Annotated in this window: 20 protein-coding genes; 9 read left to right on the top strand and 11 right to left on the bottom strand. The window is 72.5% G+C overall.

The genetic code is table 11. The features are described from left to right. Positions 1–42 precede the first annotated feature (42 nt). Positions 43–693, bottom strand: coding sequence for a glycosyltransferase family 2 protein (locus FXF51_RS40845; RefSeq protein ID WP_148440138.1), 651 nt, complete (start codon positions 691–693; stop codon positions 43–45). Continuing rightward, positions 690–1,661, bottom strand: a complete 972-nt coding sequence (locus tag FXF51_RS40840) for an NAD-dependent epimerase/dehydratase family protein (protein ID WP_148440230.1) — start codon at positions 1,659–1,661, stop codon at positions 690–692. The genes FXF51_RS40845 and FXF51_RS40840 overlap by 4 nt, the downstream gene beginning before the upstream one ends. A gap of 139 nt (positions 1,662–1,800) precedes the next feature. Between FXF51_RS40840 and FXF51_RS40835 the strand changes: the two genes are divergently transcribed. The 6 genes from FXF51_RS40835 to FXF51_RS40810 all read left to right on the top strand — a co-directional run bounded on the left by FXF51_RS40835 (position 1,801) and on the right by FXF51_RS40810 (position 10,466). Then, on the top strand, positions 1,801–3,162 hold the full coding sequence (locus FXF51_RS40835; protein ID WP_222871673.1) for a glycosyltransferase 87 family protein: 1,362 nt from the start codon (positions 1,801–1,803) through the stop codon (positions 3,160–3,162). After that, a complete protein-coding gene (locus FXF51_RS40830) occupies positions 3,149–3,763 on the top strand; it encodes a TIGR04282 family arsenosugar biosynthesis glycosyltransferase (protein WP_262380147.1) in 615 nt (204 codons plus the stop codon). Before FXF51_RS40835 ends, FXF51_RS40830 begins: the two co-directional genes overlap by 14 nt. A gap of 40 nt (positions 3,764–3,803) precedes the next feature. Continuing rightward, the gene (locus tag FXF51_RS40825) at positions 3,804–4,415 is read left to right on the top strand and encodes a class I SAM-dependent methyltransferase (protein ID WP_148440135.1); all 612 of its coding nucleotides are present in this window, start codon (positions 3,804–3,806) and stop codon (positions 4,413–4,415) included. A 136-nt stretch (positions 4,416–4,551) separates the two neighbouring features. Then, a complete protein-coding gene (locus FXF51_RS40820; protein ID WP_148440134.1) occupies positions 4,552–6,804 on the top strand; it encodes a WD40 repeat domain-containing serine/threonine protein kinase in 2,253 nt (750 codons plus the stop codon). Between the two features lie 138 nt (positions 6,805–6,942). Next, positions 6,943–9,144 (top strand): effector-associated constant component EACC1, encoded by a 2,202-nt coding sequence (locus FXF51_RS40815; protein ID WP_187414842.1) that lies wholly within the window; start codon positions 6,943–6,945, stop codon positions 9,142–9,144. Positions 9,145–9,224: 80 nt separating this feature from the next. Then, positions 9,225–10,466, top strand: coding sequence for a glycoside hydrolase family 16 protein (locus tag FXF51_RS40810; RefSeq protein ID WP_148440132.1), 1,242 nt, complete (start codon positions 9,225–9,227; stop codon positions 10,464–10,466). 48 nt (positions 10,467–10,514) lie between these two features. Here FXF51_RS40810 and FXF51_RS40805 read toward each other — a convergent pair whose 3' ends face one another. From FXF51_RS40805 to FXF51_RS40795, 3 genes are read right to left on the bottom strand one after another with little or no spacing between them, the layout of a single operon-like run. Beyond that, on the bottom strand, positions 10,515–11,873 hold the full coding sequence (locus tag FXF51_RS40805; protein WP_148440131.1) for an ABC transporter substrate-binding protein: 1,359 nt from the start codon (positions 11,871–11,873) through the stop codon (positions 10,515–10,517). After that, complete coding sequence (locus FXF51_RS40800; protein WP_148440130.1) at positions 11,873–12,814, bottom strand: carbohydrate ABC transporter permease; 942 nt, start codon at positions 12,812–12,814, stop codon at positions 11,873–11,875. Before FXF51_RS40800 ends, FXF51_RS40805 begins: the two co-directional genes overlap by 1 nt. Before the next feature lies 1 nt (position 12,815). Continuing rightward, positions 12,816–13,736 carry a carbohydrate ABC transporter permease gene (locus FXF51_RS40795; protein WP_148440129.1) on the bottom strand — a complete coding sequence of 307 codons (921 nt, stop codon included), beginning with the start codon at positions 13,734–13,736 and terminating at the stop codon, positions 12,816–12,818. Positions 13,737–14,022: 286 nt separating this feature from the next. Here FXF51_RS40795 and FXF51_RS40790 point away from each other — a divergent pair, with 286 nt between their 5' ends. Then, positions 14,023–15,477: an MDR family MFS transporter gene (locus FXF51_RS40790; RefSeq protein WP_262380146.1), complete on the top strand. Its 1,455-nt coding sequence runs from the start codon at positions 14,023–14,025 to the stop codon at positions 15,475–15,477. A gap of 202 nt (positions 15,478–15,679) precedes the next feature. On the opposite strand, the gene FXF51_RS40785 is transcribed toward FXF51_RS40790, so the two are convergent. Then, entirely contained in the window at positions 15,680–16,624 is a 945-nt protein-coding gene (locus FXF51_RS40785; RefSeq protein ID WP_148440127.1) for an AraC family transcriptional regulator, read from the bottom strand. 60 nt (positions 16,625–16,684) lie between these two features. Here FXF51_RS40785 and FXF51_RS40780 point away from each other — a divergent pair, with 60 nt between their 5' ends. Together FXF51_RS40780 and FXF51_RS40775 are read left to right on the top strand one after the other, a co-directional pair. After that, positions 16,685–17,590: an SDR family NAD(P)-dependent oxidoreductase gene (locus FXF51_RS40780; RefSeq protein ID WP_148440126.1), complete on the top strand. Its 906-nt coding sequence runs from the start codon at positions 16,685–16,687 to the stop codon at positions 17,588–17,590. A gap of 12 nt (positions 17,591–17,602) precedes the next feature. Beyond that, entirely contained in the window at positions 17,603–18,310 is a 708-nt protein-coding gene (locus FXF51_RS40775; protein WP_148440125.1) for a histidine phosphatase family protein, read from the top strand. On the opposite strand, the gene FXF51_RS40770 is transcribed toward FXF51_RS40775, so the two are convergent. The 5 genes from FXF51_RS40770 to FXF51_RS40750 all read right to left on the bottom strand — a co-directional run bounded on the left by FXF51_RS40770 (position 18,209) and on the right by FXF51_RS40750 (position 22,343). Continuing rightward, positions 18,209–18,859, bottom strand: a complete 651-nt coding sequence (locus tag FXF51_RS40770; RefSeq protein ID WP_262380145.1) for an NUDIX hydrolase — start codon at positions 18,857–18,859, stop codon at positions 18,209–18,211. The two genes, FXF51_RS40775 and FXF51_RS40770, sit on opposite strands and share 102 nt — an antisense overlap. Further along, on the bottom strand, positions 18,856–19,929 hold the full coding sequence (locus FXF51_RS40765) for a Gfo/Idh/MocA family protein (protein WP_148440124.1): 1,074 nt from the start codon (positions 19,927–19,929) through the stop codon (positions 18,856–18,858). Before FXF51_RS40765 ends, FXF51_RS40770 begins: the two co-directional genes overlap by 4 nt. Before the next feature lie 113 nt (positions 19,930–20,042). Next, entirely contained in the window at positions 20,043–20,915 is an 873-nt protein-coding gene (locus FXF51_RS40760) for an ABC transporter permease (protein ID WP_148440123.1), read from the bottom strand. Next, the gene (locus FXF51_RS40755) at positions 20,875–21,894 is read right to left on the bottom strand and encodes an ABC transporter ATP-binding protein (RefSeq protein WP_222871671.1); all 1,020 of its coding nucleotides are present in this window, start codon (positions 21,892–21,894) and stop codon (positions 20,875–20,877) included. The genes FXF51_RS40760 and FXF51_RS40755 overlap by 41 nt, the downstream gene beginning before the upstream one ends. Then, a complete protein-coding gene (locus FXF51_RS40750) occupies positions 21,891–22,343 on the bottom strand; it encodes a MarR family winged helix-turn-helix transcriptional regulator (protein WP_148440122.1) in 453 nt (150 codons plus the stop codon). Before FXF51_RS40750 ends, FXF51_RS40755 begins: the two co-directional genes overlap by 4 nt. Between the last annotated feature and the right edge of the window lie 60 nt (positions 22,344–22,403).

Below are 22,403 nucleotides of genomic sequence, written 5' to 3'. Positions count from 1 at the left end.
ACAATTCTCATTGTTCACAATAAAGAATGAATTGGCGCGCCTTCACGAGGCCATGACGCGCCGCATGTCGGCGATCGCCCGCAACGTCCCGCGTACGGTGCCGGTCACCTTCGAACGTCCCGCCCGCGCCAGGTAGTCGACGTCCACCTCCGCGACCCGCCACCCGGCCGCGGCGGCGCGCAGCACCATCTCAAGGGGGTAGCCGAAGCGGCGATCGGTCAGCTCCAGCGCCAGCAGCGCGGAACGCCTGGCCGCCCGCATGGGGCCGAGGTCGTGCAGCGGCGCCCCCGTACGGCGGCGCAGGATCCCGGCCAGGACGGCGTTGCCCAGCCGGGCATGCGGCGGCCAGGCGCCCGCGGCCTTCGGGACGCGCCGCCCCAGCACCAGGTCGCCGCCCCCGCCGAGCACCGCCGAAGCCACCAGGGGCAACTGGGCGGGGTCGAGCGAGGCGTCCGCGTCCATGAAACAGACCAGCTCCGCCGACGCGGCCAGCAACCCGGCGTGACAGGCGGCGCCGAAGCCGCGCCTGGGCTCGTGCACCACCAGCGCCCCGTGCTCCACGGCGACCAGCGCGGAGCGGTCCGTGGAGCCGTTGTCCACCACGATGGGACGGTAGCCGTCCGGCATGCGGCCCAGCACCCAGCCGAGCGCGGCCTCCTCGTTCAGGCACGGCAGGATCACGTCGATCGTCATGACCGGGCGAACTCCTTCATGCCCGCCTCGAACCCGATCTCGGCGCGGAAGCCCAGCTCGGACGCGGCCCGTTCGGGCGAGGCGACGATGTGGCGGACGTCCCCCAGCCGGAACTCCCCCGTCACCCGGGGATCAGGCCCAGCCCGTTCGGCGGCCAGCGCGACCGCCATCTCGCCCACGGTGTGCGGCGTGCCGGAGGCGACGTTCCAGGCCCGCAGCTCGCCGGGCGCGACGGGCGCCGACACGGCGGCCAGGTTCGCCCTGGCCACGTCGCGCACGTGGACGAAGTCGCGGAGCTGACGGCCGTCCTCGAACACCCTCGGCGACCTGCCCGCCTCCAGCTCGGAACGGAAGATCGCCGCCACGCCCGCGTAGGGGGTGTCGCGGGGCATGCGCGGGCCGTACACGTTGTGGTAGCGCAGCGCCGCCACCCGGCCGCCCGTCTCCCTGGCCCAGTTGGCGGCCAGGTGCTCCTGGGCGAGCTTGGTCGTGGCGTAGGCGTTGCGCGGGTCGGGGCGGGCGTCCTCGTCTATCTCCGCGCAGGTCAGCGGCTCGCCGCAGTGCGGGCACGCGGGGTCGAAACGGCCCTCCTCCAGGTCGCGGACGGTGCGGGGGCCCGGCCTGAGCCGGCCGTGTGCGGCGCACGCGTAGTGGCCCTCGCCGTAGACGACCATCGAGGAGGCCAGGACCAGGCGGGTGATGCCGTGCCTGGCCATGGCGGCGAGCAGGACCGCGGTGCCGTAAACGTTGGCGGAGGCGTAGGCGGGCAGGTCGGCGACGTCCACGCCGAGGCCGACCTTCGCCGCCTGGTGCACGACCACGCCGACGCCCGGCAGCGACGCGTCCAGTGCGCCGGGGTCGCGCACGTCGGCGCCTTGCCTCAGGTCCAGGCCGACGACGTCGAGGCCCGCCGCCCGCAGGGTCTCGGCCACGTGGCCGCCGATGAAACCGGCCGAGCCGGTGACCATCACTCTCACGCCGCCGACGCTAACCCGGCGTCCCGGCCGTGCTGAAGCCACGTTCGCGGTTCGTAAGGCTTCTTACGGAGCACGAACGGCAACCGCCACCACGGCCCTGACCAGGCATCGGCGTGCGAGGCTGCCGCCTGTGAGCCGCAGCACGCTCGCCACCGGCGGGCTTCTCGCCGCCCTGGCGGCCGTCCTGCTGAGGACGGTCACCGGGCCCGCCGGCGTGGGCTGGTACCTGCTCGCGTGGGCGCTGTTCGCGTCCGCCGCGTGGGTGGCCCGCCGCGTGCCGGAACGCCGGCTCGCCGCGCTGGTCGTCGGCGGCGGCATCGTCCTCGCCGCGACCGGGCTGGCGGCCCCGCCCAGCACCAGCACCGACTCCTTCCGGTACGTGTGGGACGGGCGGGTGCAGGCGGCGGGCATCTCCCCCTACGAACGCCCGCCGTCCGACCCCGCGCTGGCCGGGCTGCGCGACGGCTGGCTCTTCCCCGCCGGCTGCGGCGGCCTGTATCCCCTTCCGGACGGCGGCTGCACGCGGATCAACCGGCCCACCGAGCCGACGATCTACCCGCCGGTGGCGCAGGGCTACTTCCTGCTCGTCCACTGGCTGTCCCCGGACGGGGCGCGGCACCAGGTCCTTCAGGCCGGCGGGTGGGTGATGGCCGTGGTGGCGCTGCTGGTGCTGTGCCGGGTGGCGGGGGCGCGGCGGGCGGCGTTGTGGGCGTGGTGCCCGGCGGTGCCGGTCGAGGCGGTGAACAACGCGCACGTGGACATGCTCGGCGTGCTGCTGGTGGTGCTGGCCTTCGGCGCCGTACGTGGCGGCGCGGGGCGGGGCGCGCTGCTCGGGGCGGCGGTGGCGGCCAAGCTGCTGCCCGCGACGACCCTGCCAGGCGCCCTGTCGGGCGTGCTGTCCCGCGATCCGGTGAACGGTCGGCCGGGTTGGCGTCGGGCGGGCTCGGCCGTGGTGCCCGCCGGGCTCGTGGTGGCGCTGTCCTACCTGCCGTACGTCCTGGCCTCCGGCGGTTCCGTGCTGGGCTACCTGCCGGGCTACCTCAGGGAGGAGCGCTACGACGGCGGCGGCACCCGGTACGCGGTGCTGCGCCTGATCGTCCCCGACGCCTGGGCCCCCTACGCGGCGATCGCCCTGCTCGCCCTGATCGCCCTCCTCGTCCTGCGCCACGGCGACCCCGGCCGCCCCTGGCGGGGCGCGCTGCTGGTCAGCGGCTCGCTGCTGCTCCTGTTCACCCCCGGCTACTCCTGGTACGCGCTGCTGGTCGTCGCGCTGGCCGCCATGGGCGGCCGGTGGGAGTGGCTGGGCACGGCCCTGGCCGGCGCGGTCGCCTACCTCGACGGCGACCTCGGCCCCGCGTTCTACGCGGCGGCCACGCTGGCCGTGCTGATCGGCTGGGTGGCGCGTCTCCCCCATCGGGCCGGCAGGCCGCCTGCCGCCCCGCACCCCGTAAGGACTGAGCACACTGACTCACCAGATCTTGATCATCGCTAAGGAACCGCGGCCCGGCCAGGTGAAGACCCGGCTGACGCCGCCGTACAGCCAGGTCGAGGCCGCCGCACTCGCCGAGGCGGCGCTGCGCGACAGCGTGCGCGCCGTGGCCGCCGCGCCCGCCACCCAGCGGGTGCTCGCCCTGGACGGGCTGCCCGGACGCTGGCTGCCCGCCGGGTTCGTGGTGATCCCGCAGCGCGGGAACGGCCTGGACGAGCGCCTGGCGGCGGCCTTCGCCGACACCTACCGGCTGCGGCCGGACCCCGTCGTGCTGATCGGCATGGACACCCCGCAGGTCACGCCCGCCCTGCTGCGGGAGGCTGGGCAGGCGCTGGAGCGCTACGACGCGGTGTTCGGCCCGGCCGCCGACGGCGGGTTCTGGCTGCTGGGCCTGCGGCGGCCGGATCCGGCGTTGCTGCTGGGGGTGCCGATGTCGCATCCGGAGACCGGCAAGCAGCAGCTCGACCGGCTCGAACGCGCCGGGCTGGCCGTGCACCACCTGCCCGAGCTGATCGACGTCGACACCGCCGCGGACGCCACCGCCGTAGCCGCCGGAGCGCCCGGCTCCTGCTTCGCCACCGCACTGCGGGAGCTGAGCCGATGATCGGCGAGATGTACGCCGCCGCACCGTTGGAGCTGGGCCGATGATCGGCGAGATGTACGCCGACGCCCTGGCCGGTGAGAGCGTCGAGATCGAGTACGTGGACGGCACCCGCGTGCCGCTGGAGGCCGCGCGCTGGTTCGAGCCGATCGCCGGCGACGAGGAGCTCCTGACCCGCTGCGCCAGCCCCACGCTGGACGTCGGCTCCGGCCCCGGCAGGCTCACGGTGGCGCTGACGCGGCGCGGAATCCGTTCGCTCGGCATCGACGTCACCCCGCGCGCCGTCGCCCTGACCCGCCGCGCCGGAGGGCTCGCCCTGCTCAGGGACGTCTTCGATGACATCCCGTACAGCGGCCGATGGGCCGCCGCGCTGCTCGCGGACGGCAACATCGGCATCGGCGGGAACCCCGCGGCGCTGCTGCACCGGGTCAGGCACCTGCTGCGGCCGGGCGGCTCCGTCCTGGCCGAGGTCGCGCCGCCCGGCACCCGCAGCCGCGTCGACCGGCTCCGGCTGCGGCGCGGGCCGGTGGCGGGGCAGTGGTTCGGCTGGGCGACCGTCTCCGCGCGCGACATCGGACGCATCGCGCCGGCCGCCGGGTTCACCGCCGCCGACTGCTGGACGGCGCACGACCGCTGGTTCGCCCGCCTGAGCTGACCACGGACCGCACCCCGCACGGGAGACCCGTAACCCGGCGTGCGACCCTCGCCGCCCGAGCGCCGCATTCCCGGGCGATTCCGCCGTATACGTGCAGGATCGCCGTTGATCTGCCGAACGTGTATCGTCGGGAATCATGTTCCGCCCCCTGCACGCCGGCGAGCCGACCCACCTGGGTGACTACCGCATCGTGGGCGGCCTCGGCGAGGGCGGGCAGGGTGTCGTCTACCTGGCCGAGGACCCTTCGGGCGAGCGGGTGGCGATCAAGGTCCTGCACGCCAGGCTGGCGGGGATGAGCGAGGCGCGCGAGCGCTTCTTACGCGAGGTGGACGCCGCCATGCGGGTGGCGGCCTTCTGCACGGCCCGCGTGCTGGACGTGGCGGTGGACGGCGACAGGCCGTACATCGTGTCGGAGTTCATCGACGGCCCGTCGCTGGACGACGCGGTCCGGCAGCACGGCCCCAGGTCGGGAGGCGCGCTCGACCGGATCGCGGTCAGCACGGCCACCGCGCTGGCGGCCATCCACCGGGCCGGGGTGGTGCACCGCGACCTCAAGCCGTCGAACGTGCTGCTGGGCTCCGACGGCCCCCGGGTGATCGACTTCGGCATCGCGCGGGCGATCGACATGACCGTGACCGGGGGCTCGGTGGGCACCCCGACGTACATGGCGCCCGAGGTGATCGCGGGCGAGCCGGCGCAGCCCGCGTCCGACGTGTTCAGCTGGGCCGTGACCGTGGGTTTCGCGGCGACCGGACGCCCGTCCTTCGGCCGCGACACGCTGCCCGCGGTGATGTACCGCATCCTGCACGCCCAGCCGGATCTGGAGGGTGTCCCCGAGCCGCTGCGCTCGCTGCTCTCCCGCTGCCTGGCGAAGACGCCGCACGAGCGTCCGGCGGCGACGGAGGCGCTGAACCTGCTCCTCGGCCACGACCAGACCACGGTGACCAGGCCCATCAGCGGCAGCTCCGTCACCCACCCGCCCGCGGCCCCGTTCGCCACGAACCCGCCCACGAGCCCGCCCACGAGCCCGCCCACGAGCCCGCCCACGAGCCCGCCCACTGGCCCGCCGATGAGCCCGTCCACGGCCCCTCCCGCGGCGGCTTCTCCGTCCGGAACGCCTCAGACAGGCCCTCACCCAGCAGGAGCACCGCAGGCCGGAGCACCGCAGACCAAGGCGCCACAACCTGGAGCGCCCCACGTCTGGGCTCCCGGCGCGGCACCACCACCCCCCGACCCGAACCGCAGACGTTCCAGGCTCCTGGTGGTGGGCGCGGCCGCCTCCGCGGCGGTCCTGATCAGCGTGATCGTGGTGGCCCTGCGCGCCGGGGACTCCACGACGGCCTCCCCTCCGGCGACCACGACGGCGGTGGCGACAGCGCAGACGACGAGCACGCCGGAGAACACCCCGTCGCCGTCCGCCACCGCCCGCCCGTACGGCGAGAAGCTGGGCGAGGGCTCCCTCGGCGGCGAGGTCAACACCGTCGCGGTGTCCACGGTGGACGGGCAGCGCGTGGTGCTGGCAGGCAGCACCAAGGGCACGGCCAAGGCGTGGAAGCTCGGCACGTCCCCCGTCGAGCTGGCCGAGCTGAGGAACTCCGGCGGCGAGCAGAAGGACGCCGCCATCGACGTCGGCGAGGTGGACGGGAAGGCGGCCACGTTCAGGCGGTTGCAGAACGGCGGGGTGCTCGCCTCGGCGGCGGAGGGCGACGAGCCGTTCGGCCCTGCCTACCAGGGCCATCAGGACATGGTCTACGTGCTCGCCACCGCGCAGGTGTCGGGCAGGACGCTGCTGGTCAGCGGGGACGCGGCCGGGAAGATCCACGTGTGGGACCCGGCCACGGGCACGGACTCAGGCCCTCAGCCGAAGGCGCCCGGCGGCGATCCGGTGTTCGGGATCGCGACGGGCTCGATGGACGGCCGCCCGTTCGCGGTGACCGCGTCGGCGGACGACACCGCGCAGGTGTGGGATCTGGAGACCGGCGCCATGGGCGCCACCTTCCGTGGCCACGGCAACGACGTCTTCGCCGTGGCGACCGCCGCGCTGGACGGCACGCCGGTGGGGATCAGCGGTGGTTCCGACCGTGTCGTCCGGGTCTGGGGGCTGCGTGACGGCCAGGAGCTGACCTCGTTCCCGGGCCACACCGCCGAGGTGGCCTGCCTGGCGGTGGGCCGGGTGAAGGGCCGCGCGGTGGTCGCCTCGGGCAGTTTCGACGGCACCGTCCGCGTGTGGGATCTGCGCACCGGCAAGCTGGTCGGCGAGCCGCTGAAGTCTCCCGGCAAGGGCGTCTACTCGGTGGTGATCGCCGAGGACGACGGGCAGTCGTGGCTGGTGGCGGGCGACCGCGAAGGCAATGTCACCGGCTGGAGCCTCGGCCCGGCGTCCCCGTGATTGAGCGGCGCAAATCATCACAAGCGCGCGCCAATCGAATTCTCCATAAAACCCCTCTGCGGAAATCTCCCGCGCTGCGATAACCGCTGCCATAAAGTTCTCGGCGACATTCTGCCGAAGCCGAGGAAGATGAGCAGCGTGCGCATTCACGTCTGGGTGGCCGACCAGCACGACAGGGAGTCCCAGCGTTCGCTGATCAACACGATGCTCTCCGATCCCAGGCTGCACGGCGCCGGCATCTCGCTGCAGCCCACGCCGCAGGCGTCCGACACGATGGGCCCCGGCTTCGAGGTGATCCAGCTCGTCGTCGACAGCGGTTTCCAGATCGCCACGCTGGCCCTGGCCTTCGTCACCTGGCGCCGCGACTGCGACCGGGCGGCGGAGCTGGTGGTGCGGCTCGACGACACCACGCGGACGCTGTCCGGCCAGGAGCTGCTCGACGTGCCGGCCGCCGTGCGCGCGCTGAGCGGGCAGCCCGACCCGAGCCGGTCGTGCTGCGTGCTCGTCGGGGTGAGCCGCTACCCGCACCTGGGCGACCTGCCCGCCGTCGAGCAGAACTGCGTGGACCTGGCCGGTGCGCTGGTGGACCCGGGCATCTGGGGCGTGCCGTGGGAGAACTGCCGGATGGTCCTGAACCCGCAGACCCCTCGTGACCTGCTGACCCCGGTGGGCGAGGCGGCGACGGCGGCCGAGGACACGCTGCTCGTCTATTTCTCCGGTCACGGGATGTGCGACGCCGACGGCAGGGAGCTGCACCTGTGCCTGAGCGGGGCGACCCAGCCGGCCGCCGAGGCGGCGGCGACCGTGCCCTGGCGGGACCTGCGGACGATCCTGCGGGCCGGCCGCGCCAAGCACCGCGTGGTGATCCTCGACTGCTGCTACAGCGGCCTGGCCATCGGCGAGCGCGACCCGTCCGCCGGCCTCCTGGAGGCCGCCAGGGCCGACGGCATCTACACGCTGACCGCCGCCTCGAAGCACAGCCCGGCACTGGCTCCCAGGTCGGCGCGGCACACCGCGTTCACCGGGGAGATCATCAGCGCGCTGCGCGAGCCCCGGACGCGCGCGGAGTTCACGACGCTGGACGACCTCTACCGCACGGTGCGCGACGCCCTGATCCCCCACCAGCCGGAGCCGCAGCGCGAAGGCCCCCCGCACGTCGGGGCGCTGCCCTACTTCCGCGTCCCCCGGTCAGCCGACCCCGTGGAGGCGGCTGCGGCTCCCGGCAGAGAGGACCTGCCCATGCCGAAGCGCCGGCGCCTGTTCCTGTGGGCGGCCCCGCCGGCCCTGACGGCCGTCGCCGCCACGGTCGTGGCGGTGGCGCTGTGGCCGTCCGGCCCGCAAGGCCCGTGCTCGGCGGACACGAGACTCGTCGGCTTCTCCGACGACCTCGACAAGGTGCAGTACGGCGGCACCACGGTCGGCGGCCTGTCGGCGCTCACGATGACCGCCCCGTCCGAGGCCGTGAGCCTGACGGACAACTCGCCGCCGCGCCTCTACCACCTCACCCTGGGCGGCGACCCCCGCCACGTCGGGGTCAAGGGCATGACCACCCTGGTGCGCTCCGACGGGTCGCACTTCCAGGATCGTGAGTTCGACGGCGAGGGCCTGGTCCTGCAGCCGCACCACGTGCTGATCAGCTCGGAGACCGAGCCGTCGATCGTCCGGTTCGACCGGAGGTCGGGCAGGCAGAACGGCGCGCTGGACGTGCCGCCGCTGTACCGCGTGAAGTCGGGGGGTGGCGAAGGTCCGGCGGAGAACTTCGAGTCGCTGACCGCCACGTCCAACGGCAGGCTGCTGTACGCCGGGCTGGAGGAGCCGCTGTGGCGTGACGGCAAGGTACGCGGCCAGCCGCTGCTGCGGATCCTGCGTTACTCGGGCATGGCCGATCAGGGCTACACCCCCGACGGCCAGTACGGCTACAAGGCCGACACCGGCCTCAACCTCGTCGACATGGTGGCGCTGGAGGACGACGTGCTGCTCACCCTCGAACGGGGCTACATGGACGGCGTGGGCAACGCCATCCGCGTCTACCGGACGACGCTCGGCAAGAGGTGGGGCATCGGGTGGGACAACTCCCTGAGGAACGTGGAGGAGCAGGACTTCGCCGCCAAGACCCTGCTGGTCGACCTGGCCGCCTGCCCGGCGGGCGGCGCGCGGGCTCGTGAGGCCCAGCCGAACCCGCTCCTGCAGAACGTGGAGGGCATGGCGCTGGGGCCGGTCACGTCGGCCGATCGGCGGATGCTCTACCTGATCTCGGACGACAACCTCAGCCACCTCCAGACCACCCGCGTGTACAGGCTCGACATCCCCCTGTCGGGAACGCCGGAGAAGGCGCCCTGAATGCGAGAGAGCGCTCTCTTGACAGCAGCTCTCACGATGCCGGAGTGTTTCGGTAAACCCGCATCCGTGAGGACACCGCCATGGCACGCACCCCCCGTTCCAGAGCGTTACTCGCCGCCGCCGCCGCGCTGGCCGCGGTCATCGCCCTGCTCGCGCCGCCGGCCGGCGCCGCGAACGCCGCCCCCGCCCCCGGCCCGCTGGTCTGGTCCGATGAGTTCAACGGCGCCTCAGGCAGCGCAGTCGACCAGTCGAAGTGGCGCTTCGACATCGGCGGCAGCGGCTGGGGCAACAACGAGCAGCAGTACTACACCAGCAGCACCCGCAACGCCGCCATGGACGGCGCGGGCAACCTGGTGATCACCGCCCGCCGCGAGAACCCGTCCGGCTACCAGTGCCACTACGGAACCTGCCAGTACACCTCGGCCCGCCTGCTCACCTCCGCCACCTTCACCAGGGCCTACGGGCGCTTCGAGGCCCGCATGAAGCTGCCCCGCGGGCAGGGCATCTGGCCGGCCTTCTGGATGCTCGGCAACGACATCGGCTCGGTCGGCTGGCCCAACAGCGGCGAGATCGACATCATGGAGAACATCGGCCGCGAGCCCAGCACCGTGCACGGCACCATCCACGGGCCCGGCTACTCGGGCGGCGGCGGCATCGGCGCCGGTTACAGCATCGGCGGCGCGTTCGCCGACGCCTTCCACACATTCGCCGTCGACTGGTCGCCGAACCTGATCATCTGGTACGTGGACGGCGTCGAGTACCAGCGCCGCACCCCGTCCGACCTGGGCGGTAACCGCTGGGTCTTCGACCACCCGTTCTTCATGATCATGAACGTGGCGGTCGGCGGCAACTGGCCCGGCTACCCCGACGCCACCACCACGTTCCCGCAAACCCTGACCGTCGACTACGTCCGCGTCCACGCCCCGCCGACCAGCGGGTCCGGCGGCCGGATCACCGGGTACGGCGGCAAGTGCGTGGACGTCGCGGGCGCCGGCACCGCCAACGGCACCGCCGTGCAGCTCTGGGACTGCAACGGCACCGGCGCGCAGAGCTGGACCTGGAACGCCGACGGCTCCGTGCGGGCGCTCGGCAAGTGCATGGACGTGACCAGCGGGTCCACCGCCAACGGGGCGCAGGTGCAGCTCTACGACTGCAACGGCACCGGCGCGCAGCGGTGGACCTTCGACTCGAGCAGCGGGCAGATCGTCAACCCGCAGTCCGGCCGCTGCCTGGACGCGACCGGGGTCAGCTCGGCGAACGGCACCCGGCTGCAGATCTGGGACTGCTCGGGCGGCGCCAACCAGCGGTGGGCCCGCTCGTAACAGCGAGAGAGCGCGTTCTCACCTGCGCGGAAGCGAGAGAGCGCGTTCTCATCCGGCCACCTCGAAGAGGCGGTCGAGTTGCTCGTTGAGAGCGGTGAGCGAGGTGGCCGGAGCCTCGCCGAGGAAGATCGCCTCCAGCGCGGGCGTCATCAGCGCCGTGATGTCGGCCGCGTTGGAGGTCACCGGCAGCGGGAACGTGGTGCGGTTCTCGATGTGGTCGGTGAAGGCCGACACGTCCAGCTTCCGCTCGTTCTCGTTGTACCGGATGGCCAGCTCGGTGCCTGATGGCCGGGCGGGGAACACCACGCCCGACTGGCCGATGATGTTCTGGCACTGCTCACCGGACAGGAACTTCACCCACTTCGCGGCGTTCTCCGGCTGCTTGGAGAACGTCGTGATGGAGTCGGCCAGGCCGTTGAACATGGAGGCCCGCTTCCCCGTCGGGCCGATCGGGGTGGGCGCGACGCCGATGTCCAGCTTCCTGCCACTGGCGTCGGTGAGCTTGGTGAACGAGGCGATCGTCCACGACCCCGACAGGCCCATCGCGGCGATGCCGGACTGGATCTGCGTGTCGGGGGTGATCGCGTTCCTGCCGCCGATCGCGGCGAAGCTGGCCATGTAGCCCCTGCGCACGAGGCCGAAGTACCAGTTCAGGGTGTCCTGCACGACCGGGTCGTCCAGGTTGAAGCGGGTTCCCCAGGGGTTCTTGTCGGTGGCCTGCCAGCCGGCGCTGCCGGTGAAGGCCGACCACTGCGTCTGGCCCCAGTTGTCGCCGCCGCCGCCGTTGGCGGCCAGCCCGTACGTCTTCACCTTCGTCCTGTCGAAGCCGGGCTCGTCGCCGCGCACGCCGTTCTGGTCGATGGTCAGGTGCGCGATCGTCTTCTCGAACGTGCCGCCGTCGCGGGGGTTCCAGGTCAGCTCGTCAAGCGTGGCCGGGTCGATGCCGGCGGCCTCGATCGCGGCGTGGTCGTAGAAGATCGCGATGGTGTCCCAGTCCTTGGGCGAGCCGTAGCGTTTGCCGTCCTTGCCCTTCCACAGCTCGGCCAGGCCCTGCTGGTAGTCGGAGTCCTTGATGTCGCTGGTGGGGCCGAGGTCGTCGAGCGGGCGCAGCACCTGGAGGTCGACGAACTGGGGGAACTTGGCGAGCTGGTCGGTGAAGACGTCGGGGGCGGTGTCGGCGATGAAGCTGGCGGTCAGCTTCGACCAGTAGTCGTCCCAGCCGTACTGGGAGATGTGGATGCGCAGGCCGGGGTTCTGCTGCTGGAAGGCGTCCGCGCACTTCTGGTAGCCGGGCTGCTGGGAGGAGTCCCAGAGCCAGTATTCGATGGTGCCGGCGCCGCCGCCGCTGCCGCCCCCGCCGCAGGCGGTGGTCAGCAGGAGCGCGGTCAGGAGGAGTCGTCTGAGCATCACTTGATCCCGCTGAAGCCGATGGAGTTGACGATGCGGCGGGCGAAGACGAGGAACAGCAGCAACATCGGCAGCGCCGCCACCAGCGTGGCCGCCATCAGCCCCGACCAGTCGGGGCCGGCCTGCGGCTTCTGCGACTTGAACACGCCGAGCGCCACGGTCAGCACCCGTGACCTGTCGGTGTAGCTGACCATGAGCGGCCAGAAGTACTCGTTCCAGGAGGTGATGTAGGTGAGGATCGACAGCGTGGAGATCGGCGCCGCCGAGATCGGCAGGATCAGCCGGAAGAAGATCCGCGTCTTCGAGGCGCCCTCGACCAGCGCCGCCTCTTCCACCTCGCGGGAGATGCCGAGGAAGAACTGGCGCAGGAAGAACACCGCGAACGGCGTCATCAGCATGCTGGGCAGCGCGATGCCGAGCACGGTGTCGATCAGGCCGAGCTCCTTGATGAGCACGAAGTTCGGCAGCAGCGTGAAGATCGCCGGGATCATCAGGCCGCCCAGGAAGACGGCGAAGACCCTGTCGCGGTGCCGCCAGCGCAGCCGGGCGAAGGCGTAGGCGGCCATCGCGGAGAAGAAGACCTGGCCGGCCGTGACCATCGTGGCGACCAGCACCGAGTTGAGCAGGTAACGCCAGAACGCGATCGGCTGCCCGGCGCCGCCGGCGTCGATGGCCTCCTGACCGGTCTGGATGCCGAAGACGCGCTCGAAACCGCCCCACGAGAACCGCACGGGCAGCAGGCTGTCGCCGCCCGCGTAGAGCGCGTTGTTGTCCGACAGCGCGGTGCGCAGGATCCAGTAGAACGGGAACAGGCTGACGACCATCATCAGGATCATGAAAACCCAGCCCAGGGCCCGGCCGAAGTCGAACCGGGGCTTCGGCGGCGGCTCCGGGCCGGCGGCGTGGGCGTCGCTCTCGGCGGGCGCCGTTACGGTTGCCATCTCACCCTCCTGCGGCCAGGTCGGAGCTGCCGGCCCGGGTGAGCCGGTACTGCACGAACGTGATGATCATCAGGACGACCAGCAGCGCCACGGACATCGCCGAGGCGTAGCCGAACTGGAAGCGGTTGAAGGCGGCCTCGTAGATGTAGTACTGCAGCACCCTGGAGGAGTCGACGGGCCCGCCCCGCGTCGCGATCGCGACGGTGTCGAACACCTGGAACGAGCCCACCACGCTGATGATCAGCACCACCGCCATGACGGGCCGCAGCAGCGGCAGGGTGATGCTGCGGAACATGCGCAGCTCGCTCGCGCCGTCCATGCGGCCCGCCTCGTACAGGGTCGCGGGGATCGTCTGCAGGCCGGCGAAGATCAGCAGCGCGGTGTAGCCGACGTGCCGCCAGACGTTGATCAGCGCGATCGTCGGGATGACCCACGCGGAGTCCGACAGGAACGCGATCCGGTCCAGCCCGGCCAGCTCCAGCACCTTGTTGCCGATGCCGAGCTGGTAGTCGAGTATCCACAGGAAGACCAGCGCCGCGACCACGTTCGAGACCAGGTACGGCGTCAGCACCATGCCGCGCAGCCAGGTCCTGCGCGTCAGCCGCTGCATCAGCACCGCGATGACCAGCGCCAGCGCGGTCTGGACGGCGATGTTGACGACCACGTAGTAGACGGTCACGCCCAGCGCGTTCCAGAAGACCGGGTCCTGCGCCATGCGCACGTAGTTGTCGAGCCCCGTCCAGCGGGCGGGGGTGAGCAGGTTGAACTTGGTGAAGCTGAGGTAGATGCCCCGAAGCGTCGGCCAGAGCAGGAAGACCAGGAAGCCGATCAGCGCGGGAAGGATGAACAGGAGCGCCAGGCGGGTGTCGTCTCGCGCTCGTTCGGCGGTGCCGGTCGTCGCCGGCCTGGTGGGGGTGGCCATGGTGCCTCCTTCGCCGGTCACCGTAGACCCTGCGGCGAGCGGTTTCTACCCCGTCCTGTGCGTTCGACCGGTTCTTCCGGTCTTCAGACCGTTGGCGGCGAGATCGCCTTTCACCGTGAGTGAAAAGGTGGTGACATTTCGCAGCAGTTGCCGCAATGTTGGTAGTCGTCGATGAGTTTTGTCGGTGGTGCCGGTCAGTCTGTGTATGACCACTACTTCGTGTGAGACCGAAGGCCTGAAGGCCGGCCGTGACCGCGTAATGTCCGACAGCCCCGATCGAGGTGCCGTGTCCAGCCCACAGCTCGACTCACCTGCCGAATCCGCTGCCGCCGTCGCGGGTCGCACCCCTGCCGTCATCCGGCTGCTGGTGCTGGCCACGTTCGTGGTCATCCTGAACGAGACGATCATGATCAACGCGATCCCGCGGCTGATGAGCGCGCTGCACATCACCGAGCAGACCGCGCAGTGGCTCTCGACCGCCTTCATGCTGACCATGGCCGCCGTCATCCCCATCACCGGCTGGTTCCTGCAGCGGGTCTCCACCCGCGGCGCGTACGTCACCGCGATGGGCCTGTTCCTGCTCGGCACGGCGCTGGCCATCGTGGCGCCGTCGTTCGAGGTGCTGCTCGGCGCCCGGATCGTCCAGGCGTCCGGCACGGCCGTGATGATGCCGCTGCTGATGACCACGCTGATGCAGGTGGTGCCCGAGCAGGACCGGGGCCGGGTGATGGGCAACGTCACGCTGGCCATCTCGGTGGCGCCCGCGATGGGGCCGACGGTCTCCGGGGTGATCCTGCAGTTCGGGTCCTGGCGGCTGCTGTTCGCCGTGGTGCTGCCCATCGCCGCGCTGATCACCTGGGGTGGCCTGCGGAGGCTCAGGAACGTCGGGGAGCCGCAGAGCGGCACCATCGACTGGTTCAGCGTGCTGACCGCGGCGGCCGGGTTCGGCGGCCTGGTCTACGGCCTGAGCCGGTTCGAGGGCGGCGACGTGCGCGTGGCCGCGGCGATCGTGGTGGCCGGCCTGGTCACCGTCGCCGTCTTCGTCGTGCGGCAGTTGTCGCTGCAGAAGCGCGGCGTGCCGCTGCTCGACCTGCGCACCCTGCGCCACCGCACCTACACGGTCGCGCTCATCATGATGTCGGTGGCGTTCATGTCGATGCTCGGCTCGATGATCCTGCTACCGCTGTACCTGCAGAACGTGCGCGGGCTGAGCGCCCTGGAGACCGGGCTGCTGGTGATGCCGGGCGGCCTGGCGATGGGGCTGCTCGGCCCTACCGTGGGGCGCCTGTTCGACAAGTTCGGCGGGCGGGTGCTGGTCATCCCCGGCGCGGCCGGGATCATGCTCGCCCTCGCCGGCTTCACCCAGGTCTCGATGACGACGCCGTTCTGGCAGCTCCTCGGCATGCACGCGCTGCTGATGGTGAGCCTGGCCGCGACCTTCACCCCGGTGTTCACGCTCGGGCTCGGCGCCGTCCCGCCGCGCCTCTACTCGCACGGCAGCTCCATCCTGAGCACGTTGCAGCAGGTCTCGGCGGCTTTCGGCACCGCGCTCGTGGTCACCGTGATGAGCGCGCGGGCCGAGGCGTTGCGGGCGTCGGGAGCCACCGACGCGCTCGCCAGCCTCGGCGGCATGCAGCTGGCCTTCATCATCGGGGCGGTGCTGTCCGTGGCCGTGGTCATCACCGCGCTGCTCCTGCCCGCCCGGGCGGACCACGCGACCGAGGCGCACGTCCACGGTTAGGAGAGCCAGTTGGCGCCCAGCTCCTGGATGGTCTGCGGCTGTAGCCGTCCCTGGCCAGGCGGTAGCCGGAGTCGCCCTCCTTCTTGCCCGGGCGAGCGGACGGGCTCCCGCAGGGCCTGCGCGGCCTGAGGCCGGGTCAGCGCCGCCCTGGTGGTGGCGCTGGGGGTCGGACGAGGGGCGGCGGCGGTGATCGCCCCGGAGGTCAGGACACGACCGCGTCACCGGCCTTCCACCGGCGGTAGTCGCGCGGCGACACGCCGGTGATCCGCTTGAACGCGTTGCTCAGCGCGCTCACCGAGCCGTAACCGACCTCCGAGGCGATCACCGCCACCGTCTCGTCGCCGCGCCGCAGCCGGTCGGCGGCCAGCTCGATCCGCCAGCCGGTCAGGTACTCCAGCGGCCCCCTCCCGACGACCTGCTTGAACCGGGCGGCCAGCGTCGATCGGGACACCGCCGCCACCCTGGCCAGCTCGGACACCGTCCAGGCGTGGGCGGGCCTGGCGTGCACGGCGCGCAGCGCCGGGGCCACGATCGGGTCGGCGAGCCCGGCCAGCCAGCCGGAGCTGCCCTCCGGCCCCGCGCCGGCCAGGTGCAGGCGCAGCAGGTGGATCAGCATGACCAGCGCGAGGTGCTCGGTGACCAGGGTGGAAGCGAGCGGGCGTTCGCGCAGCTCGGCGTCGATGAGGTCGAGCGCCCAGCGCACGGTGGCGGCCTCGGCGGTGCGGCCGGGCACGTGGATCACCGGCGGCAGCACGTCAAGCAGCAGCTCCTGAGCGCGCTCGCCGAAGCCGAACCGGCCGCCGACGATGACCACGTCCTCGCCCTCGCCGGCGCGGGCCACGCCGTCGGTGGCCGCGCGGAAGAGCGGGCCCGCCGGGACGGGCCGCAGCCCCGGCCCGGCGGCCAGGGTGAAGGCACGCGGCCGGACGAGCAGGAAGCAGTCGCCCTCGGCCAGCTCGATCGGGCCGGGCACGCCGTCCACGGTGAGCAGGCACCTGCCGCGGCGCACCGCGTTGAACTTGACCCCGGCGGGCGGGTCGAACGACAGCGCCCACCTGCCGCCGGCGACCAGCCCGGTGGACAGGCGGCTGGTCGTGCCGACGAGGGTGAGCACGTCTTCCAAAGGATCGGCTTGCTGGACGTTCACGCAACTATGGTGGACCCGCAAGTATTCCAAGTCCAAATCGGGCTGCCTACGGTGGTGGTCATGACACTGATCACCACTCCCTTCAACGCCAGGACCACCGCCTCGGAGGTCCTGGCCGGGATCGACCTGACCGGACGGCGGATCATCGTCACCGGCGGCGCCTCCGGCATCGGCCTCGAGACCAGCCGGGCCCTGCGGGCGGCGGGGGCCGAGGTCACGGTGGCCACCCGGCGTCCCGCGCCCGGCGAGCGGGCGCTGGACCTGAGCGACCTCGCCTCGGTGCGCGCGTTCGTGGCCGGCTGGACGGGGCCGGTGGACGCGATCGTCGCGAACGCCGGGGTCATGGCGTTGCCTGCCCGCCAGATCGCCGCCAACGGCTGGGAGCTGCAACTGGCGACGAACTTCCTCGGCCACTTCGCGCTGATCACCGGCCTGCACGACCACCTGCGCCAGAACGGGGGCGCGCGGGTGGTCGTGGTGAGCTCCGGCGCCCAGTTGCGTGAGCCGTTCGACTTCGACGACCCGCACTTCGAGCGCCGCCCGTACGACCCATGGGCCGCCTACGCGCAGTCGAAGACGGCCGACGTGCTGCTCGCGGTCGGCATCGCGCGGCGCTGGACGGGCGACGGCATCGCCGCGAACGCCTTCGAGCCCGGCTACGTCCGCACCAACCTGCAGCGGCACCTGGACCAGGACACCATGCGGGCGGCCGGGCTGCTGGACGACGACGGCGGCCCGCTGGTCCCCGACTACTTCACGACCCCCGAGCAGGGCGCGGCCACCGCGGTGCTGCTCGCCGCCTCTCCCCTGGTGGACGGCGTGACCGGCCGGTACTTCGAGCACGACAACCAGGAGGCGGAGGTGGTGCGGGGCGGGCCCGACGTGATGACCGGCGTCGCGTCCTGGTCGGTGGATCCGGACGCCGCCGACCGCCTCTGGGAGCACGCGTCCCGATCAGTAGAGTAATGTTCGGTAATTGTGGGATCTGAGAGCAGCGAGCCGGCCGAGTACCGGCAGGGCCGGTTCCGTACACCGCCGGGGGCCACCGAGATTCTGCTGGTCCGGCACGGCGAGTCGGAGCCCGCGCGGCCCGACCGGCCGTTCCCGCTGGTGGACGGCCAGGGCGACCCCGGGCTCGCGCCCGAGGGACACGAGCAGGCCGAACGGGTGGGGCTGCGGCTCTCGGCCGAGCGCATCGACGCGATCTACGTGAGCTCGCTGCGGCGCACGTCCCAGACGGCCGCGCCGCTCGCCGCCCGCCTCGGCCTGACGCCGGTGGTGGACCCCAAGCTGCGGGAGGTGCACCTCGGCGAGTGGGAGGGCGGGCTGTTCCGGCGCATGGTGGCCGAGGGGCACCCGATCGCGCGGCGGATGTCCGCCGAGGAGCGCTGGGACGTGATCCCCGGCGCGGAGCCCGCCCAGGCGTTCGCCGAGCGGGTGCGCAAGGCGCTCGGCAGGCTCGCCGCCGCCCACCCCGACCAGCGGGTCGTGGTGGTCACCCACGGCGGGGTGATCGCCGAGGCGCTGGCCGCGGCCACCGGGTCGCGGCCGTTCGCGTTCCTCGGCGCGGACAACGCGTCGGTGTCACACCTGGTGCTGACCGAGGTCCGGTGGGTCCTGCGCCGCTTCAACGACACCGCCCACCTCGACGCCGCCTTCTCCACCACGGCCGCGCCGCCCACCTGAGCCCCCATCCCCGGGCCGCCCGCCTGACGCCACATCGCCGGGCCGCCCGCCTGACGCCACATCGCCGGGCCGCTCGCCTGACGCCTCGATCAGGCGGCGGTGCGCTGCCAGCAGGCCGTCCGGCAGGTCGCCCGGGGCGCACCAGCGGGCCTCCAGGATCTCCATCGGGTTGAGCCGTATCGTGCCGCCGCCGTCGTACGCGGCCACGTACGCGACCTCGACCCTGAGCCGGAACCCGCTCCCCAGGTGCACCAGCTCACCGACGCTCACCTCCAGCCCCGTCTCCTCCCGCACCTCGCGCACGACCGTCTGCTCGAACGTCTCCCCCCGCTTCGCCCCTCCCGTCGGCAGCCCCCACTGCCGGTGCTCGGGCCAGAACCGGTGCCGCAGCAGCAACACGTTGCCGCCACGATCGCGGACCACCCCCGTCACCCCGACCATGAACTTGGCCTGCGACAGGTAGAGCAGCCGCCACTGGACCGACCCGCGGATGCCGTGCCAGATCCTGGCGATCAGCCGCTTGCCCGGCCCGTCGGAACCGGTCGTCACCCCGCCCACGCCTCCTTGCCGGTGGTGACCGCGCCGCCGGTCCTGGCCGACTCGCCGATGGCGAGGCTGATCAGGTGGTCCTGGCACGCCTCGGCCAGCGGGTACGGCGCCGGCCCCTCCTGGCGGGCCCAAGCCCCCGTCCGCTCCAGGATGTCGGCCACCGCGAGGTCGTCGTCGGACAGTCCCGAGCCGTCGAACGGGTTGCGGTAGAGCACCCGGCCGTCGAAGCTGATGTGCTTCAGGTCGCGGAACTCCAGGCTGAGGTCCACGCCCGTGTCGCGCCTGATCAGGTGCGACTCCACCGGCGTCGCCGGGTCGAGCAGGCGCACCACCCGGTCGTCCACCAGCTCGCCGGTCGAGCCGCGCACCACGATGCGGCGCATCCGCAACGGGTTCCACCACTGGTTCTCGGTGAAGTCGTACAGGCCCATCCGGCCGCCGAAGTCGACCGTCGCGATCGTCGTGGTCAACTGCTGCGGCGTGCCGTCGCCCGTCCACCCGCCGGCCACCAGCGGGTTGGCCAGCGGCGCCGCGAACGCGCCCGCCCGCACCTCCGCCGCCTCGAACCCGACGCCCAGCAGGCCGCGGATCATCGACACCGCGTGGTACAGGTGGGTCGAGGAGACCTGGACCGAGGTCGGCTCGCCGATCACGCCCTCGCGCACCAGCGCCAGCCGGGCCGCGTGCCCGGGCATCAGCAGATACTGCTCGGCCACCTGCACCAGACCGGTCGCGCCCACGTCGCCCCACAGGGCGCGCAGCCCGTCCAGGTCCGGCGCGGGCGGCGTCTCGGCCAGGACCGGCATCTCGTGCTCGGCCACCGCGCGGATCGCGTCCGGCATCGCGGGCCACGGCACCGCGGCGGTCACGTAGTCGGGCCGCTCGTGCCGCAGCAGCTCGCCGACCGAGCGGAAGGCCGGCACGCCCCACTCGCCGGTGATCCGCGCGCCCGACTCCTCGCCGCGCGTCACGACGCCGCTGACGCGCAGCCGGTCGGGCAGCGCCGCGGCCAGCCGCAGGAAGAAACGGGTCCGCCGGCCGCCGCCGATCGCGCCGAACGTGATGGTCATGAAGGCAGGCCTCCTCGGGAGCCGGGGTACGTCGCAAGCAGCGTACTGGGCGGGCTTCCCGGCCCCGCCGACGTGCCGCGTGCCGGGCGGGTGGTCCGGCGGCCGACGGGCGGTCAGCGGGCCAGCCGGGGCAGCAGCACCGAGGCCGCCGTGATGCCGACCGCGGCGGCCAGGAGGAGCACCGCGAAGTCGAGCGGCAGGTGCGCGGGGATGCCCAGCAGCAGCCCGCGCAGCGCGTCCACCTCGTAGCTGAGCGGGTTGATCGCGCTGAGCGTCTGCAGCCAGCCCGGCATGGCCCCGGTCGGGTAGAGCGCGTTGGAGGCGAAGAACAGCGGCATCGTGATGGCCTGGCCGATGCCCATCATGCGGTCGCGCGTACGCACCACGCCGGCGATCGTCACCGACAGGCAGGAGAAGAACGCCGAGCCCAGCACCACCGCCGCCAGCACCCCCAGCAGGTGCAGCGGGTTCCAGCTCAGCCCCACGCCCAGCAGCAGCGCGATCAGCACCACCACCAGCGCCTGGACGATCGCCTTCACCCCGGCGGCGAACGCCTTGCCCGCCACGAGCGCCGCCCTCGGGGTCGGCGTGACCAGCAGCTTCGTCAGGACGCCCGAGTCGCGCTCCCAGATGATGTGGATGCCGTAGAAGATCGCGATGAACATCGTGGACTGGGCGATGATCCCCGGCGCCAGGTAGTCGCGGTACGGGATGCCGCCGGTCGGGATCACGTTGATCCGGGTGAACGTCTCCCCGAAGATCAGCAGCCACAGCGCGGGCTGGATCGCGCGGGTGTACAGCTCGCTGCGGTCGTGGCGCAGCTTCTGCAGCTCCACCACGCACATCGCGGCGACCCTGGCCGGGATCAGGCGCCAGGCGGGCCGGGTGCGCGGCGGGACGAGCAGCAGCCCGAGCCCTCCGCCGGCCGCTCCGGGCGCCTGCCCGTCAGCCGACGCGGGCTGCGGTGCGGCGGGTACGGCGGACATCGCGGAACTCCCCTCCCTTGTCGAGATCGTCGAGGCCGCTGCCGGCGACGTCGCGGAAGACGTCCTCCAGCGTCGGGGACGCGCCGTCGCCGAGCCGGGCGCGCAGGTCGTCGGTGAGCCGGCGGGGCGTGCCGAGCGCGCGCACCCGGCCCTGGTGCATGAGCGCGACCCGGTCGCAGTACTGGTCGGCCTCGTCCATGTAGTGCGTCGTGACCAGGACCGTCATCCCGCTGGCGGCGCGCACGGCCATGATGTGATCCCACACGCCGGTGCGGGCGATGGGGTCGAGGCCGATCGTGGGCTCGTCCAGGATCAGCAGGCGCGGCGAGCTGATCAGCGCCTGGGCCAGCTCCAGGCGGCGCACCATGCCGCCGGAGTACGTGCCCGCCATCCGGTCGGCGACCTCGGCCAGGCCCACCGCCTCCAGCGCCTGGGCCACGCGGGCGGCACGCTCGCGCCGGGGCACGTCGAAGACGCGGGCGAACAGCGCGACGTTCTCGCGGCCGGTCAGGCCGGCGTCGGCGGACAGTTGCTGGGGCACGTAGCCGAGCAGGCGGCGCACCGCCATTTTGTCGGTGGTCACGTCGTGCCCGAAGACCCTGACCATGCCGGCCGGGACGGGCAGGAGCGTGGTCACGCAGCGGATCGCGGTGGTCTTGCCCGCGCCGTTCGGGCCGAGCAGGCCGAACACCTCGCCGGACGTGACCGTCAGGTCCAGCCCGTCGACGGCCGTGGTACCGCCGAAGGCGTAACGCAACCCCGTGACCGTCACGGCGTCCTCACGCGCCCGGCCGCCGGGCCCCGGCTCCGTCAGCACGCCCTCGCCCGGCCGGTCGCCGTCGTGCGAGCCGGTCGGCGCGTCCTCACGCGGCCGACCGCCGGGACGCGGGTCCGTCAGCACATCCTCGCCCGGCCGATCGGCGTCGCGCGGGCCCGTGACGGGGGTCGTGTCCTCCTGGGGCTGATCGTCGTCACTCATTCCGGTGCCTCCTCTCGCAGGCTGTCGGCCAGCCTTCGCAGTGCCGGGAGGGCGGCGGCCAGGGCGGCCCTGTCGTCCTCGTCCAGCAGTTCCACGTGCTCGCGGACGATCGCCGCCCGCCGCTCCTGCCACGCCCGCAACCGCGCTTCGGCCTGGGGCGTGGGCAGCAGGCGGGCCGCGCGCCGGTCGTCGCTGCGCGTCTCCCGGTGCAGCAGGCCGGCGCTCGTGAGCTGATTGACCAGCGTCGAGACCGAGTTGCCCGCCAGGTAGAGCTCCTTGGCCGCGGCCGAGACGCTGATGCCAGGGTTGGCCTCGACCAGGCGCAGCAGCTCGGCCTGGGCGCCGCGGAGCGGGGGCATGGCCATCTGGCGGCGTACCCGTCGCCGGATCAGCCGGTTGAGACCGGCGATGACGCCCGCGAAGGCGTCGGAGAGGTCCTCCGCACTCATGCCCGGAATGTTAGCTCTGCTTACGAGGTATTGGGAAGTAGGCAGGTCAGACGGATATAC

Source organism: Nonomuraea sp. PA05 (assembly GCF_008086045.1).
In the GTDB taxonomy this organism is placed as follows: Bacteria; Actinomycetota; Actinomycetes; order Streptosporangiales; family Streptosporangiaceae; genus Nonomuraea; species Nonomuraea monospora.
The sequence above is the reverse complement of the archived record's forward strand: the minus strand, read 5'-3'. Positions and strand labels throughout refer to the sequence as shown.

Coding starts and splice junctions, on each gene's coding strand:
- FXF51_RS40750 (WP_148440122.1), bottom strand. CDS start 22,343: ATGAGTGCGGAGGACCTCTCCGACGCCTTCGCGGGCGTCATCGCCGGT.
- FXF51_RS40800 (WP_148440130.1), bottom strand. CDS start 12,814: ATGGCAACCGTAACGGCGCCCGCCGAGAGCGACGCCCACGCCGCCGGC.
- FXF51_RS40765 (WP_148440124.1), bottom strand. CDS start 19,929: ATGACCATCACGTTCGGCGCGATCGGCGGCGGCCGGCGGACCCGTTTC.
- FXF51_RS40825 (WP_148440135.1), top strand. CDS start 3,804: ATGATCGGCGAGATGTACGCCGACGCCCTGGCCGGTGAGAGCGTCGAG.
- FXF51_RS40780 (WP_148440126.1), top strand. CDS start 16,685: ATGACACTGATCACCACTCCCTTCAACGCCAGGACCACCGCCTCGGAG.
- FXF51_RS40795 (WP_148440129.1), bottom strand. CDS start 13,736: ATGGCCACCCCCACCAGGCCGGCGACGACCGGCACCGCCGAACGAGCG.
- FXF51_RS40840 (WP_148440230.1), bottom strand. CDS start 1,661: ATGGTCACCGGCTCGGCCGGTTTCATCGGCGGCCACGTGGCCGAGACC.
- FXF51_RS40810 (WP_148440132.1), top strand. CDS start 9,225: ATGGCACGCACCCCCCGTTCCAGAGCGTTACTCGCCGCCGCCGCCGCG.
- FXF51_RS40760 (WP_148440123.1), bottom strand. CDS start 20,915: ATGTCCGCCGTACCCGCCGCACCGCAGCCCGCGTCGGCTGACGGGCAG.
- FXF51_RS40845 (WP_148440138.1), bottom strand. CDS start 693: ATGACGATCGACGTGATCCTGCCGTGCCTGAACGAGGAGGCCGCGCTC.
- FXF51_RS40805 (WP_148440131.1), bottom strand. CDS start 11,873: ATGCTCAGACGACTCCTCCTGACCGCGCTCCTGCTGACCACCGCCTGC.
- FXF51_RS40820 (WP_148440134.1), top strand. CDS start 4,552: ATGTTCCGCCCCCTGCACGCCGGCGAGCCGACCCACCTGGGTGACTAC.
- FXF51_RS40755 (WP_222871671.1), bottom strand. CDS start 21,894: ATGAGTGACGACGATCAGCCCCAGGAGGACACGACCCCCGTCACGGGC.